This is a genomic window from Exiguobacterium sp. s39, from assembly GCF_018618925.1.
GTDB classification, from domain to species: Bacteria; Bacillota; Bacilli; order Exiguobacteriales; family Exiguobacteriaceae; genus Exiguobacterium_A; species Exiguobacterium_A abrahamii.
In genome coordinates, this window is sequence record NZ_JACSNA010000004.1 from 117,822 (window position 1) to 133,607 (window position 15,786).

The following is a 15,786-nucleotide window of genomic DNA, read 5'->3' on the forward strand; positions in this document are numbered from 1 at the left end:
AAGAAAAGCACAGTACAACACTATTCAATTCCCGCTTTTTTCATAAACCGAACCTCTTCATTTGCGCTTTTTAGACAGAGACGACTATCTTAAATAAGAAGACTCATTACAGAAGGGGACGATTACACATGAATGAAACCATTCAACATTTACTCAACCACCGGTCCATCCGGAAATTCAAACAACATCAATTAGACGAAGAGACGATTGAAATACTTATAAAAGCCGCACAAGCTGCCTCGACATCCTCTTATCAGCAAGCCTATGCGATCATCGGTGTCGAAGACGAAGGATTGAAACGACAATTAGTCGACGTTGCAAGTGGTCAACAATATGTGGCAGAAAACAGTTACTTCTTCGTCTTTTGTATGGATTACCACAAACATACGTTAGCGGCAGAACTAGCAGGAGGCGACGTGAGCCGGACGATCGAGACGACGGAAGCGCTTGTCGTAGGGGCTGTCGATGCGGGACTTGCCGCTCAAAATTTAGTCGTAGCTGCCGAGTCGCTTGGCTACGGAACGGTCTACATCGGTTCCCTACGAAATGATGCTCGTCGTGTCAGCGAACTCTTACAACTTCCAGATCACGTCGTACCATTATTCGGAGTCGCGGTCGGTCTTCCGGATCAACAACCGGGTAAAAAACCCCGCCTTCCGATGGATGCGGTCTTCCACCGGAATACGTATACTGATGACGATACGATGCGTGAGTTACTGACAGGATACGAAGAGTCAACGTCATCGTATTACGGAGAACGGACCGGTGGTCAACGGACAGAAGGGTGGGTCAAACAGATGGCTGCCTCGATGCACGAACCGAAACGGACGTATCTCCGCGAGTTCTTGAAAGAGAAACAGATCGCAAAAGATTGATACGGAGGTATCTGAATGGCAGAACATCAACCACACCGCTCTCGCTTAGAGCGACGACGTATGCAGTTAGAAGAGCAAGCTAGACAAGAAGAAGAGCAGGCTAGGCAAGAAGAAGCTTTTTCGAAAACGTACGCGCCGGACGAATCATTTTCTCAAGAATCCTTTGAGAAGCAGCAAGAACCGGCTACGTATCATCGATATGTCGAAGAGCAACCGCGAGATCGAAAAAGTACATCGCGTCGTTCCGGGAGCGGCATGCTTAAACAGGTCGCACAGATGATCGGGGATGCCGGGTCACGGTTGTTTGCTAATCGGGAACGCTCGAGACGCTCGAGGAAGGCGGGTCGATCAGAGCAATCGGTACAGAAGAATCCTGACGTCTCTTCACGCGAAGCTCATCCTAAAAAAATCAAGAAAAAACGTCGTTTTAAACGAAAGCTTCTTGGACTATTTTTATTGTTGCTCATCGCATTCGTTCTTTTTGCTTCACAACCATTCACGTTCTTATTGATTGGTAGTGATGCACGACCTGGAGAGTCGTTGCGTGGATCACGTTCAGACTCCCTGTCGGTCATGCAATTCATTCCACTTTCTCGAACGATTCAACTGACGTCGATTCCTCGAGATACGTATACACCGATTTCCTGTGAGAATGGAAAGAAGGATAAAATCACACATGCCTTTGCCTTCGGTGGAGAAGAATGTACGCAAGATGCTGTTTCGGGTCTACTCGATGAAGAGATCGATGGAAAGATCGTCATCTCCTTCGATAGTTTCATCGGATTAGTGGATCAAATCGGCGGAATCGACCTTGTCTCGACAGGAACATTCTCCGAGCAGGATGCGAGTGGGAAAGCAAATCAGTATTCATTCCAAAAAGGGAAGGAATATCATATGGATGGCGCGATGGCACTTGCCTATTCGAGACATCGAAAAACGGATAATGACGGAGCGCGCGCGAATCGTCAGTCGGAAGTCATCCAAGCCGTCGCGACACACTTGATGAAGCCGACTGGATGGTCGAAAATTCCAGCAGCGCACACGTATATGAAAGAAGAGATGAACCTTGATTTAAGTGTCCGCGAGATGGCAACGGCAGGGTTATCGATTGCCTTGATGTCAGAACGAAAACATTATGAAATCGAAGCCGTCAGCCAACGACTGAACGGGATTTTCTATGACTTACCGAATGAGAAGGCACTGCAAGAACTACGTGATCAGCTCGATACGACGTTTTATGGCACATTGAAGAACTAATGGGGAGGGGTTTCCTTCCGTTCATTGCGGGTATAAATTGATGTACGTTGCTCCTTTGGTGGATTGTTTTAGGTTATCTCTGAAATCGACGATTTTTGGACATGACATCATGACATTCCACGAAGGTGACTAACTTATCGAGGAGGGACCCCCCATATGAAAGTACTAGTCGTAGGTGCATCCGGTACGATTGGAGCGCGCGTCGTCAAATCGCTTGCCAAGGGTCATCAGGTCACGGTCATCGTTCGTCATGAACATCTGGTGGAACGATTCGAAAAACTCGGTGTCAAGGCGCATTACGTCGATATCGAAACAGAACTCGAAAAAGTCATTGAGCACGGAGTCGCAGGGCAGGATGCAGTCATTTGTGCGGCGACCGCAGGAGTAGACGGCGAAGCAACTGAAATAGAACTGCTGGATCGAACAGTCGCTTTGAAAACAATTGATGCAGCTAAAAAAGCGCGAGTACGTCATTTCGTGCTACTGAGCGCTTATGGTGCAGATCGACCTGAGCAATTCAAGAAAGATGTCTATCCGTTCTACGCTGCTAAGAATGCAGCAGAGGAACAGATTGAACATAGTGGTTTGACGTATACGATCATTTGTCCGGTTGCCATCACAACAGGTGAAGGGCGTGGCTTGATTGAAGCCGATGAAGATTTGAAGGACACGAAGGACGCGACGATTTCGGAAACGGACGTCGCATCGATCCTCGTTGCTTCTGTCGATAATCGATCGGTATTCAATCGACGTCTAGAAGTCAAGGAAGGAAAGACATCCTTGAATGAGGCCTTAGGAGGAGCGGAAGCTGTCGGTAGCGTTAAAGATAACCGTCAAGTCAAAAAACAATTACCACGTTTTAACTAACCGTGTGTCTCGTTAAAACGCGAATTCTCTAAAATAAAGCGAACTCATTTCCGCGTATAAGACGGAAGAGTTCGCTTTTTTGTTGATAAAAGTAGATAGTCGAAAAGAGGAAGTCTGCTACACTGAACAAAGAAGGAGGGGGTTAGATGTGAAAAAACCGTTGATCTATCTGATCCTAGCGATTGCTATTATCGGCATTGCCTATCAAAGTTATCAAACATATGATGCAAAACAAAAAAAAGTGGAGCAACAACAAAAACAAGCATCACAAGGTGGTCTCGAAGTCGGGATGAAAGCCCCGAATCTATCATTGCGTCAAGAAGGAAAAACTGTCGATCTAGACGAAATCAATCATGATGTCTTTGTCATTAATTTTTGGGCAACGTGGTGTCCACCGTGTAAACAAGAGATTCCAGAACTAAATGCCTTTGCACGACATACAGATATACCCGTCTACGGAATCAATGTCACGACATCAGAACGACGTGTTTCGGATGTTGCTGATTTTCTGAAGCAGACACCTGTTGAATATCCTGTGTTATATGATCGAAAGGGAACGTCAGAAGATGCGTATCGTCTCGTAGCAATGCCAGCAACTTATGTATTAGACCGGAAAGGAACGATTCTTTCGAAACACATCGGTCCTGTAACGGAACAGATGTTAAAAGAGATGGTGAAACGAACAGGAGGATGACAATGGAACTCCTATGCCGCAACTGCTCCTTTCAACAAACATTCCAACTCGGTCAACTAGAGGGTTGGCCGACATTTCCTGCTGTCTTGACGCAAGGGGTCGAAGCGTTCATGACGGGTCTCCCGCTTTGGTTCGTTCCGTCGATGCATGAACCGATTTTACAGCGGACGTATGTAGACGACTGGAATCGATTTCGATTAATTCAGCACTATCAACTCCATCAGGAGGAATTAGCGGATGGTTGGGTACCGTATCAATTGGATTTATACCACTGTCCGACTTGTCACCGATTTTCGAATCGATTTTGGTGTGCCCTATTTTTGCAACTAGATGTCGTTCAACCACTTTACGAATGCCCACATGATCAGACGGAACTGGAACGAATCGAAATATCCGATATTGATCACTTTCCTTGTCCATCGTGTGATGGTCACTCCCTATATGTGCGTAGATAAAGCGAAAAAGCCATTCATTTCATGAAAGACTGATGAGAGAAATTCCTTCTCCATAGTCAATGCATGATACGGAATGGCTTTTTATCGATCATCAACCCATTTGCCGAAACGAAAATGTTTGAAAGGAAGAGGGTGATGAATTACTGACATCTAACGTATAGGTTGTACCGTCAAAAATAATCGTATCGCCTAACCTTGCTTCAGGTGGTAAATAACGTCGTGGAATGAAACTTGAACCATTTTCCCATAGTAGGACAGCATACTTGCCGTCAAGTCGCTCCAGCGTACCACGTTTGATCATATTAACTCCTCCCACAACTACATCGAAGTCATCCCTCGGTCGATCAGGAACGTACTCTCTCTCTATCATTCTCTGTAATTTTTAATCTTATGTTTGGTATATTCCCAGTTCATTTCATCTTTACACATGATTCTTTAAAAAAACGTGATTCCAAGCCGTTTTCGTCTTAAATCTGACGTATTTAACAGGAAATAAAGGAGATATTGGAAAGAAAAAAAGACCCGATAGGACATATCGGATCTTTAAAATGAAATAGGCTCAAGAAGCGAGAGATTGTTTTGTTTCGATTTTCGTTGGACGAAGAAATGCGAGTAAAAACGTAAACAATGGTGAAAGGAGTAAAAAGAATGCGAACGGAACGTATGCTGTTACTGGGACACCGAGTGTCGAAGCGAAGAACGCCCCAGAAACACCCCACGGAATAAGCGGATTGACGAGTGTTCCTCCATCCTCGAGTGAACGAGAGAGGAAGCGCGGATCAATCTGACGCTCTTCAAAGATTTTCTTGAATGCTTGACCCGGAAGCAAGATGGACAAGTATTGTTCCCCAGCCATCAAGTTTACACCGATAGACGATAAGGCGACGGATGAAATGATGCTACCATCACGTTTTAGTTTAGAAACAGTCCGTTCAATGACCACGTCAATGACACCGATGCCACGTAAGACACCACCGAACGCAAGGGCGAGCATGACGAGCGACACCGACCACATCATCGATTGCAATCCACCTTTACTAATGATGGATGTGACCGTCTCACTAGAAGATTCTAGTTTTAACCCGTTCTGAATGACGGCCATCCAGTTCGAGATATTCCAGTTTCCTTGTACAAGACCTGTTAACAACAATCCACTTAAAACGCCAGCAACAAGTGTTGGAACGACCGGCATCTTACGTAATGCTAATACCATGACGAGCAACGGTGAAAGCAACGTCCAAGGTGACAAGTCGAACAAACGAGCTAACTCTTGTTGTGTCGTTTGAACAGCAGACGAATCGACATTTCCACTACTACGTCCGAAAATGAAGAATAAGATGAATGTGATCGTGATAGCGGGAATCGTCGTTCCCATCATGAAACGAATATGATCGAACACAGACACATTGACGATTCCGGGCGCGAAATTCGTCGTATCTGATAAAGGTGACATCTTATCTCCGAAACAAGCTCCACTGATGATGGCACCTGCTGCAAGCGCAGGATTGACGCCCAGTGCGATCGCGATTCCCATCAAGGCAACACCGACCGTACCAATCGTTGTAAACGAACTGCCTGTAAAGGTCGAGACGACCATCGCGATCAGAAGAGCGCTCGGTGCGAACCAAGTCGCTGAAAGGGTAGATAACCCAAAATGAAGAAGGGTCGGCACTGCGCCACTCATCATCCAGACCGCGATCGTCATACCGACGAGCAACATGATCAGGATCGGTTTGATCGCTTCACGAATACCTTGAATCATATGGTGTTCGACGTCCTCGAACTTAAAACCGCGGTAAACGGCATATCCTGAGACGAAAATAAGACTAGACAAGATGGCAAGATGCGGTTCGGCTTTAGCACCGAATAACGCGGACAATAAGATGATGATACTGATTCCTAGGATAGCTGCGGATTCACGGAATGACATGCGCATGCTTCCACCTCCTTATATGAATATGAAAGTATGATAACGCTCTGTTACTAACACGCTTTTATGCACAAAAGTATTGAACAAACGTAATACTAACGAATATTATGGAGGACGTCAACCATAAGAGTGTCGATGAAAAATATAAAAAATCGAAATTGTGACGATTTTTTGTCGTAAACGCTTTCTTTTTTAGCTCAAATCTTGCACAATAAGAAGTATCAAATGACATTTTTGTGAACGATGAGGAGGATACATATGTTTACATTGATTTTTGTAGTAGTCGTCGCGATCATGGGTGCAGGCGTATTTGGGATTGATCATCTCGTAGCGCAACGTGCGGAAAAGCGTTAAGTAGATGCGTGTAAAAGAAGCGTTGAAGGGACTGTCTTATAGAAGACAATCGCTTCAACGCTTCTTTTTTTGTATAAAAACTAATAAAAATTCAATTGACAGTATAAATATACATATGTTTAAATCGGTATAACATTCTTTGAAGGGGAGCGTACAGATATGAAATGTACCATCATCGGAGCAACAGGATACACCGGAATTGAACTGATTCGCCTACTAGAATCACATCCTTCATTTGAGATCATCTGTTTGATGAGTGACTCGATGGCGGGGGAATCCATGCATGACGTATTCCCATTTATGAATAAAAAAACATATTCCTCGTTATCTTCCTTTTCGGTGGAGCATTTGATGGAAACCGAGACGGATATGGTGTTCTTAGCGACACCGAGTGGGATTTCGAAGCATTACTTAGAACAACTTCAAAACTGGTCCGGTTACGTCATTGATTTAAGTGGCGATTTGAGACTTCCATCTGAAGCATATGCAACGTGGTATGACAAGGAACCCATTGATGCCGAGTTACAACAAAGAGCAACTTATGGATTACCAGAATGGAATCGTCAAGCTGTTACAGCGAGCAAATGGATTGCGAATCCAGGCTGTTACGCGACAGCAGTTTTGCTTGGACTAACACCATTCTTAAAAGAGAAAAAAATCGATCCATCTCAAATCATCATTCAAGCTTCTTCTGGTCTGACGGGAGCAGGGAAAACGTTGACGGCACAAACACATCATGTCCATTCAAGCGAAAACGTTCGCTTGTATAAAGTGAATCAGCATCAGCACATCCCGGAAATTGAGCAGGCGCTTTTCGAATGGACCGGATCATCGCATCCGATTACGTTCTCGACTCAACTACTACCGATCAATCGAGGCATCATGGCGATTATGACGGTTCAGCCGTTGATCGATTTATCGGAAACGGAGTGGCGATCCTGGTTGACGGACCAGTATGCAACGGAACCATTCGTCCGAATCCAACAGGCTGATCCGGAAATCAAATCCGTCGTCGGGAGTAATCACTGTGATTTGACCGTTTATAAGGATGATCGGACAGGGCGAATGACCATCGTTTCAGTCATCGATAACATGCAAAAAGGAGCTGCCGGACAAGCCGTTCAAAATGCCAACATTCTAGCTGGTTTTGATGAGACATCCGGTTTAACGCAACAGCCGATCTACATTTAATCAAGAGAAAAAAGAGGAGGAACGCCTGTGTGGCAAGTACAAGTAGAGACCCCATTGACGATCACGACACCGAAGGGATTTCAAGCATCGGGAATACATGTGGGTCTGAAACGAAAGCGGAAGGATTTAGGTCTGATCTGGTGTGAAGCAGGAGCAAGCGCTGCAGCTGTCTATACGACGAATCAGGTGCAAGCAGCACCAATCACTGTGACGAAACAAGCGATTCAGGCGTCACAAGGACGTATTCATGCCGTCCTCGTCAACAGCGGGAACGCGAATGCGTGTACAGGGGAACTAGGGTTATCCCATGCGTATATGTCGCAACAAGCGATGGCGAAAAGTTTAAATGTTGCTCCAGAACAAGTCGCGATTGCTTCAACAGGGATCATCGGTCAACCGTTAGCCATTGATACGTTACTGGCAGGTATTCCACAGCTGATGCCTACAAATGACAAGGATGCCGCGGATGATTTTGCTCATGCGATCCTGACGACCGATACTGGTACGAAAACAGCTGGTCAACAATACATGCAAGGGGATGTCCAAATTTCAGTCTGTGGTGTGGCAAAAGGGTCAGGGATGATTCATCCGAACATGGCGACGATGCTTGGTTTCTTGACGACCGATGCAACGATTGAACCGGATGTCTTACAGACACTGTTGCGTCGGACGATTCATCGTACGTTCAACTGCATTACCGTAGATGGAGACAGTTCGACAAATGACATGGTCATGATTTTAGCGAGCGGAGCTGCAGGGGGCGCAACAATCGTTGAAGGCACGGACGAAGCGTTAGCATTCGAACAGGCGATCGAAACGGTCTGTCAAGATTTAGCGAAACAGATTGCGCGGGACGGCGAAGGCGCGACGAAGTTGATCGAGGTGACGGTAGCGGGAACACAAACCGATGAAGTAGCACGAATGATCGCCAAACAAGTCGTCGGATCGTCTCTCGTCAAAACAGCCATCTTTGGGGAAGATGCGAACTGGGGACGAATCATCGCTGCTGTCGGAAGTATCAAGGAGCCACTCGATGTATCAAACGTTGACATCAAAATTGGTTCGCAGTGGGTGTTACAACAGAACATGCCTGTCTTATTCGATGAAGCAGTTGCATCGCAGGAACTGGCAAAGCAGGATGTACAGATTCACATTGATTTGCATGATGGAGTAGGACAAGGACACGCTTACGGCTGTGACCTGACGTACGATTACGTCAAAATCAATGCGAGTTACCGGACATGACGAAACGAAAAGTCATCAAACTAGGTGGTAGTGTGTGGGAGCAATTGGATACGCGGTATTTCGAGGAATGGAAAGCGTGGGTCGAAACCGGTAACGAATTATTGATCGTCCATGGAGGTGGTCCTCTTCTATCGAGTTACTGTGAACAAGAGGGAATCAAACCCGTGTTTCGGAACGGTGTCCGTGTAACGACGGATGGTGTCTTACTCGGGGCACGACGGATCTTAGCAGGGGAAGTCCAATCCGGTATTGTCCAGCAGTTGAATCAAGCAGGGATTCCTGCCGTCGGGATGAGCGGGTTAGACGGAGCAAGCGTTCATGGTAAAACAATTAAAGGACTCGGGGCAGTCGGTCAGATCACGCACATTCATCCACGATTATTCACGGTGTTGAGTACGAATGGCTATGTGCCTGTCGTCACATCCCTTGTCACAGGGGAACAAGGTGTATTGAACAGTAACGGGGATGCGTGTGCGATTGCTGTCGCGAAGGCTTGGTCTGTCGACCGATTTGAATTGTTGACGGATGTTGAGGGTGTAAAAGTAAACGGTGACTATCAATCAGAAATCACGTCTGCAGCCATCGAAGCTGCGATAGCGTCGGGAGAAATCTACGGGGGAATGATTCCGAAGGTCGAAGCGATGATGCAGGCCACTCAGCATGGTATTCCAGAGGTCGTCATTCGGTCTGGGAAAAATGCGTTAGCTGCAGGGACACGAATCAAGGAGGAATTACATGAGTGCACTACTACCCACTTATCAACGTACTGATGTGGAATTGGTCAAAGGACAAGGGTCGATTGTAGAAGATGCGACAGGAAAGACGTATCTGGATTTCATCATGGGAATCGCTGTATGCAATACAGGACACCGTCATCCTTATATTCAGCAACGGCTAGAGGAACAATTGAATCAAATTTGGCATACGTCGAATCTGTTTCAAATCGCGGCACAAGAGCGGGTCGCCGAGCGACTGACGGAAGACAGTCATCTCAGTCATGCCTTCTTTTGTAACAGTGGTGCGGAAGCAAACGAGGCGGCGTACAAACTCGTTCGAAAATGGACAGGGAAAACGGAAGTCGTCACATTTAAACAATCTTTCCACGGGCGGACATTTGCGATGATGGGCGCAACAGGACAGGAGAAAATCAAAGCGGGATACGGTGAGATGGTGAATGGCTTCAAACATCTGCCGTTTAACGAGATGGAGAGCCTATCAGCGATTACGGAACAAACTGCTGCCGTATGGCTCGAAATCATTCAAGGAGAGGGCGGAGTCGTCGTCGCCGACGATGCGTGGCTAGAAGCGTTGATGAAGAAGGCGCAACAATACGATGTCAAAATCATCGTCGACGAAGTACAGACTGGCATCGGTCGGACGGGATCTCGTTTTGCATTTGAGCAGACACCCCTCGTACCGGATATCATCACTCTTGCGAAAGGACTTGGGAGTGGCCTCGCGGTTGGTGCGTTACTCGCGACGGAGGAGGCGGCGGAAGTATTCACACCTGGATCGCATGGTTCGACCTTTGGTGGAAATCCACTCGCGATGACAGCTGCGGAAGCCACACTTGACCTCTTGTTAAGTGACACTGTCATGGTAGACGTTCAAGGAAAAGGCGAATTTTTGAGACAGCAATTAGAGCAAAAGCTACCTAAATCCATCGTTCGATCTGTTCGCGGACGTGGCTTGATGATTGGTATCGAGTGTGTGATGCCTGTTGCACCGCTGATTGACGCTTTGCGTGAGAATGGTCTTCTCGTCGTCTCGGCTGGTCCTCATGTCATTCGCTTATTGCCATCATTGTTCGTAACGGAACAGGAACTCATGCACGCCATCGAAAAAATACAACTCGTTTGTCAACAGGAGGTCATCGTATGAAACAATCCGGAAAACTAACGCTTGCGAACGGAACGACGTTTACCGGTTCGTGGCAAGGAACAGCTCCAGTCAAAGGAGAGGTCGTCTTTTTTACAGGAATGACAGGATATCAGGAAGTCTTGACGGATCCATCTTATCAAGGACAAATTCTTGTCTTCACATACCCGTTGATCGGTCAATACGGTATTCAAGCGGAAGCGTCAGAAAGCAACCAGATTCAAGTCGCTGGTGTCATCGTTCAAACTTTGGCTGAGGACGGGGAAGGAACATCGCTCGCGAGTTGGTTGGGTGAAGCAAATGTGCCGATTTTGTCGGGAGTCGATACGCGTTCTCTTGTGCATCTATTACGGACGGAAGGCGATCAATTCGGTGACATGATGCAAGTAGATATGACTGTCACTGCGTCAATCGACACAGCATACATCGCCTCCGTATCAACGACTTCAAACATCGAATACGTACCGGAAGTCGAACAGGGGCACATCGTCTGTATCGATTACGGTATGAAACAATCGATGATTGATGCTTTGCTTGAACGCCATATGCGTGTAACGGTCGTGCCATATAATACGACACCGGAACGGATTCAAGCGCTGGCTCCAGATGGTCTGCTGTTTTCCAATGGACCTGGTGATCCAACACAATTAGACCCGTTCCTTTCAGGAATCCGTGAACTGGCGACGAGCTATCCGACACTTGGTATTTGTATGGGACATCAGGTTCTCGCTCATGCCTTCGGCTGTACCTTATTAAAACAACATCACGGACACCGAGGAGCGAATCATCCTGTACGTCATCTAGCATCCGGACAAGTGTTCATGACGTCTCAAAATCATGGTTATGCCGTTGATGTAAAAAGTATCGAAGCGTCTGAGATGGAACTTGCGTACGAACACATCAATGATGGATCCGTTGAAGGATTGATTCATCCGGTACTACCGATCATGACAGTCCAATTTCACCCAGAAGCGAGTCCAGGACCGACAGAGGCGATGGTCGTCTTCGATCAATTCGTAAATAGCGTATTACATCAGGAGGTAGCATATGTGGGATAAACAGAAAGTACTCGTCATCGGTTCGGGTCCGATCGTCATCGGGCAAGCAGCAGAATTTGATTATTCCGGCACACAAGCCTGTCAGGCGCTTCGAGAAGCGGGATGCGAGGTCATCTTAATGAATTCGAATCCGGCTACTATCATGACGGATCCGAGCACGGCAGATCATGTCTACATTGAGGCGATGACTCTTGAAAAAGCAACGGCCATCATCGAACAAGATCGACCATCCCATCTCCTAGCGACGGTCGGCGGTCAAACGGCACTCAATCTTGCGATGTCACTCGAAGAAGCAGGCGTACTTGAACAATACGGTGTCGAACTTCTAGGGACTTCGCTTGAGACGATCCGAGACGGAGAAGATCGTGAACGATTCAAGCAAAAGATGATCGAACTCGCGCAACCGCTCCCGGAAAGTCAAACGATCGAATCGTTAGCAGAGCTTGAGGAATTCATGGCAGTACACGGGGTACCACTCGTCATCCGACCAGCCTTTACGCTCGGTGGAACGGGCGGCGGAATCGCAGTGACGAAAGACGAGGCACGTCTGTTAGCGCAGAACGGCTTACAAGCGAGTCCGATTTCACAGTGTTTGGTTGAAGTGAGTATCGCTGGCTATAAAGAAGTCGAATACGAAGTCATGCGTGACAGCGCAGATACGACGATCATCGTTTGTAACATGGAAAACATCGATCCTGTCGGTGTCCATACCGGAGACTCGGTCGTCTTTGCACCGATTCAGTCGATTTCGGATCGAATGAATCAACAATTGCGGACGGAAGCGCGTAAAATCGTATCGCATCTCGGTGTCATCGGTGGATGCAACATTCAATTCGCAATCCATCCGACGGAAGAACGCTATTTCGTCATTGAAGTCAATCCGCGTGTCAGTCGTTCTTCGGCACTTGCTTCCAAGGCGACGGGATATCCGATCGCAAAATTAGCGACACGTCTTGCGCTCGGTGAGCGACTCGACGATTGCATCAATCCTGTCACGAAGGAAACGATGGCGAGCTTCGAACCAACGATGGATTATATTACGGCAAAAGTGCCGTGTTTCCCATTCGATCTATTTAACGGCAGTAACCGGACGCTTGGAACACAAATGAAGGCGACGGGTGAGAGCATGGCGATGGGGAAGACGTTAGAAGAAGCGTTACAAAAGGCGTGGCGCGGTGCAGGAGTCGAGCAATCGCCTCTTTATCCGACATGGATGAAAACAGCGGAGGCTGATGTACTGTGGAAAGAAATAAAGGCGCCGACGGACCGTCGCTTGCTTGCGATGCTCGCGCTACTCGATCGCAAGGAGACGACCGTCGAAGAACTCGTTGAACAGACGAAAGTACAAGCTTTATTCGTCAAAGTGCTTCAACGCCTCGTCGAGCAGCAACAAAACATCGATGTATCGAATAAAAGTTCTCTGAAACAGACAAAAATGATGGGCTTTACGGACGAACAAATTGCCCTTCTGACGGGCGTTAGTGCTGTAGACATCGAGCACTCACGTAAAGAAAAAGGCATCCTTCCTGTCTATCACATGATTGATACATGTGCGGGAGAGTTCAAGAGTGCGACGCCTTATTTCTACGGAAACTGGAGTGGTCAAACGGAAGTCACAGCATCGACGAAAAAGAAAGTCGCTGTCATCGGTGCGGGACCCATTCGAATCGGTCAAGGAATCGAATTTGATTATTGTTCCGTTCACGCGGTACGTGCATTGCAAGCATCCGGTTATGAAACGATCATGATCAACAATAACCCGGAGACCGTCTCGACCGACTTCGAAGTCGCAGATCGCCTGTATGTCGAGCCATTGACACTTGAAGACGTCATACATGTGCTAGAAGCAGAGGATTGCCAAGACGTCCTAGTCCAGTTCGGAGGACAAACGGGGATTGCGCTGGCGTCTGGTTTGGAGAACGCCGGTTATTATCTTCTCGGAACGACGGCAGATGTCATCGATCAAATGGAAGACCGTGAGCGGTTCTATCAATTTTTAGATGATATCGGTATCGATCGTATCCCAGGACAAGAAGTGGCGACGCATGAACAAATGACAGAAGTTGCAACAACGATTGGTTATCCGGTTATGATTCGCCCTTCCTATGTCATCGGAGGTAAGGGAATGCATATCATCCACGATCAAGAGCAATTAGAGATGATTGTTTCCGAATTATCATTCCCTGTCCTCGTGGATGCCTACCTCCAAGGAAAGGAAATCGAAGTCGACTGTATTACGGACGGAACAACGACGTACGTTCCGATTTTGATGGAGCAATTGGAACGCGCAGGAGTTCACTCTGGAGATTCGACGATGATTCTGCCACCTGTATCGCTCAGCGCTACCGTTCAGAGCGAAATCGAGCGAATTGCACAGATGATCGGGCAACGAATGGATTATAAAGGAGCGTACAATATCCAATTCGTCTTGCATGACGATCAAGTCTACGTGCTAGAAATCAATCCACGTGCCTCCCGCACGTTACCAATCGTCGCCAAAGTAACAGGTCAACCAATCTTGCAGTGGGCAGTCCAAGCAGCGGTCGGTCAAGCGGTCGCACTACCAACGGAACAGACGAAACTTGATTTCCATGCCGTCAAGACCCCTGTTTTTTCAACGTTGAAACTACAGGGTGTTGATCCGAAAACAGGTCCCGTCATGCGTTCGACAGGTGAAACGCTGCAATGGACGACAGACGGACTGGCGCTGGAACGTTTCATTTTCGACGAGACGACAAAACGACATTTGACGACGAGAGACATCATCGTTGCTGGAGCAGATACAGAGGCTTTCGGAACGGGTGTAGCATTAGATGAAACGATTGACTGGGCACAATGTGCGATTTTCTATTCGCACGTGACAGAAGAAAAAGCGAGTCGCGAAGCAGCGCTTGCTGCCGGGGTACAAGTTCTGACAGAACCTGAACTAGCACATTATCATCTACAAGCGACAGAAAAGTCCCCTTATGCTGTGAAGCCACTTCATACATGGACAGAGCCGATCAAGGAGGAAGTAAAATGAAGACGATGCAACAACTAAAGCATTTCTTGACGATGGCGGAACTGACGCCGGAAGCACTGACGGAGCTGTTGGCACTCGCGAAAGACATCAAGCATCAGCCGAGTGTCTACCAAAACGCATTAAGCCATAAAAAAGTGGCCTTATTGTTTGAAAAGGCATCGACGCGAACACGTCTATCGTTTGAGGTGGGTGTCGTCGAACTCGGTGGACATCCGATCGTGCTAAGTGGAGCAGACATGCAAATCGGGCGGGGGGAGCCGCTCTCAGATACGATTCAAGTCATGAGCCGTTACGTCGATGCCCTGATGATTCGGACGTTCGGTCATGAGATCGTCGACACACTTGCGGCACATGGTACGATTCCAATCATCAATGGATTGACGGATCTACACCATCCGTGCCAAGTCCTTGCTGACTTGCTGACAATCGAAGAGACATTTGGAACACGATCCGGAAAGATTTTGACATATATCGGGGACGGAAATAACATGGCACATTCGCTGATGATTGGTGGAGCGCTCAGTGGAATGGAAGTTCGCATCTGTGCGCCGGAGGCGTATGCTCCTGATCCACAAATCGTTCATGAGGCACAAGTCATTGCGAAGGAAACGGGTGGAAACATCATCGTCATGACGGATCCTGAGGAAGCAGCGAGTGGTGCAGACGTCGTGTATACGGATGTCTTCGCGAGTATGGGACAAGAAGAAGAAGCGACGATGCGTCTGCAAGCATTTGAAGGATATCAGGTTAATGCCAATATTATGAATCAAGCAAATGATGAAGCTATTTTCTTGCATTGCCTTCCGGCGCATCGCGGGGAGGAAGTCACGGAGGACGTCATCGATGGCAAGCAATCGGTCATCTTCGATCAAGCTGAGAATCGCCTCCACGCACAAAAAGCGTTGCTCGTCACATTACTTGGATAACCATAAAAGACTCGGTCGCCAATTTGGCGACCGA

14 protein-coding genes are annotated in these 15,786 nt (G+C 47.3%); 12 read left to right on the forward strand and 2 right to left on the reverse strand.

What is annotated here, in order from left to right:
* Positions 1-128: 128 nt before the first annotated feature.
* The 5 genes from nfsA (at position 129) to KNQ11_RS15100 (ending at position 4,148) form a co-directional block, all read left to right on the forward strand.
* Complete coding sequence (nfsA, locus tag KNQ11_RS15080) at positions 129-875, forward strand: oxygen-insensitive NADPH nitroreductase (RefSeq protein ID WP_214772518.1); 747 nt, start codon at positions 129-131, stop codon at positions 873-875.
* A 15-nt stretch (positions 876-890) separates the two neighbouring features.
* The gene (locus tag KNQ11_RS15085) at positions 891-2,132 is read left to right on the forward strand and encodes an LCP family protein (protein WP_244290093.1); all 1,242 of its coding nucleotides are present in this window, start codon (positions 891-893) and stop codon (positions 2,130-2,132) included.
* Positions 2,133-2,288: 156 nt separating this feature from the next.
* Positions 2,289-2,999 carry an NAD(P)H-binding protein gene (locus KNQ11_RS15090; protein WP_023467211.1) on the forward strand — a complete coding sequence of 237 codons (711 nt, stop codon included), beginning with the start codon at positions 2,289-2,291 and terminating at the stop codon, positions 2,997-2,999.
* 148 nt (positions 3,000-3,147) lie between these two features.
* Positions 3,148-3,693: a TlpA family protein disulfide reductase gene (locus KNQ11_RS15095; RefSeq protein WP_064300827.1), complete on the forward strand. Its 546-nt coding sequence runs from the start codon at positions 3,148-3,150 to the stop codon at positions 3,691-3,693.
* A 2-nt stretch (positions 3,694-3,695) separates the two neighbouring features.
* Positions 3,696-4,148: a hypothetical protein gene (locus tag KNQ11_RS15100; RefSeq protein ID WP_149426847.1), complete on the forward strand. Its 453-nt coding sequence runs from the start codon at positions 3,696-3,698 to the stop codon at positions 4,146-4,148.
* Positions 4,149-4,239: 91 nt separating this feature from the next.
* Here the strand turns inward: KNQ11_RS15100 and KNQ11_RS15105 are convergent, their stop codons facing one another.
* Positions 4,240-4,449: a DUF3006 domain-containing protein gene (locus KNQ11_RS15105; RefSeq protein ID WP_023467214.1), complete on the reverse strand. Its 210-nt coding sequence runs from the start codon at positions 4,447-4,449 to the stop codon at positions 4,240-4,242.
* 258 nt (positions 4,450-4,707) lie between these two features.
* Positions 4,708-6,084, reverse strand: coding sequence for a Na+/H+ antiporter NhaC (gene nhaC / locus KNQ11_RS15110; RefSeq protein ID WP_064300825.1), 1,377 nt, complete (start codon positions 6,082-6,084; stop codon positions 4,708-4,710).
* Positions 6,085-6,591: 507 nt separating this feature from the next.
* Between nhaC and argC the strand changes: the two genes are divergently transcribed.
* From argC to argF, 7 genes are read left to right on the forward strand one after another with little or no spacing between them, the layout of a single operon-like run.
* A complete protein-coding gene (argC, locus tag KNQ11_RS15115) occupies positions 6,592-7,623 on the forward strand; it encodes an N-acetyl-gamma-glutamyl-phosphate reductase (protein ID WP_214772520.1) in 1,032 nt (343 codons plus the stop codon).
* A 27-nt stretch (positions 7,624-7,650) separates the two neighbouring features.
* A complete protein-coding gene (argJ, locus tag KNQ11_RS15120) occupies positions 7,651-8,868 on the forward strand; it encodes a bifunctional glutamate N-acetyltransferase/amino-acid acetyltransferase ArgJ (protein ID WP_214772522.1) in 1,218 nt (405 codons plus the stop codon).
* The gene (argB, locus tag KNQ11_RS15125) at positions 8,865-9,638 is read left to right on the forward strand and encodes an acetylglutamate kinase (protein WP_214772524.1); all 774 of its coding nucleotides are present in this window, start codon (positions 8,865-8,867) and stop codon (positions 9,636-9,638) included. The genes argJ and argB overlap by 4 nt, the downstream gene beginning before the upstream one ends.
* Complete coding sequence (locus KNQ11_RS15130; RefSeq protein ID WP_214772526.1) at positions 9,604-10,749, forward strand: acetylornithine transaminase; 1,146 nt, start codon at positions 9,604-9,606, stop codon at positions 10,747-10,749. The genes argB and KNQ11_RS15130 overlap by 35 nt, the downstream gene beginning before the upstream one ends.
* Positions 10,746-11,804 carry a carbamoyl phosphate synthase small subunit gene (locus KNQ11_RS15135; RefSeq protein WP_214772527.1) on the forward strand — a complete coding sequence of 353 codons (1,059 nt, stop codon included), beginning with the start codon at positions 10,746-10,748 and terminating at the stop codon, positions 11,802-11,804. The genes KNQ11_RS15130 and KNQ11_RS15135 overlap by 4 nt, the downstream gene beginning before the upstream one ends.
* Positions 11,794-14,826, forward strand: a complete 3,033-nt coding sequence (gene carB / locus KNQ11_RS15140) for a carbamoyl-phosphate synthase (glutamine-hydrolyzing) large subunit (RefSeq protein WP_214772530.1) — start codon at positions 11,794-11,796, stop codon at positions 14,824-14,826. Before KNQ11_RS15135 ends, carB begins: the two co-directional genes overlap by 11 nt.
* Positions 14,823-15,752: an ornithine carbamoyltransferase gene (gene argF, locus KNQ11_RS15145; protein ID WP_214772533.1), complete on the forward strand. Its 930-nt coding sequence runs from the start codon at positions 14,823-14,825 to the stop codon at positions 15,750-15,752. Before carB ends, argF begins: the two co-directional genes overlap by 4 nt.
* Positions 15,753-15,786: the final 34 nt, after the last annotated feature.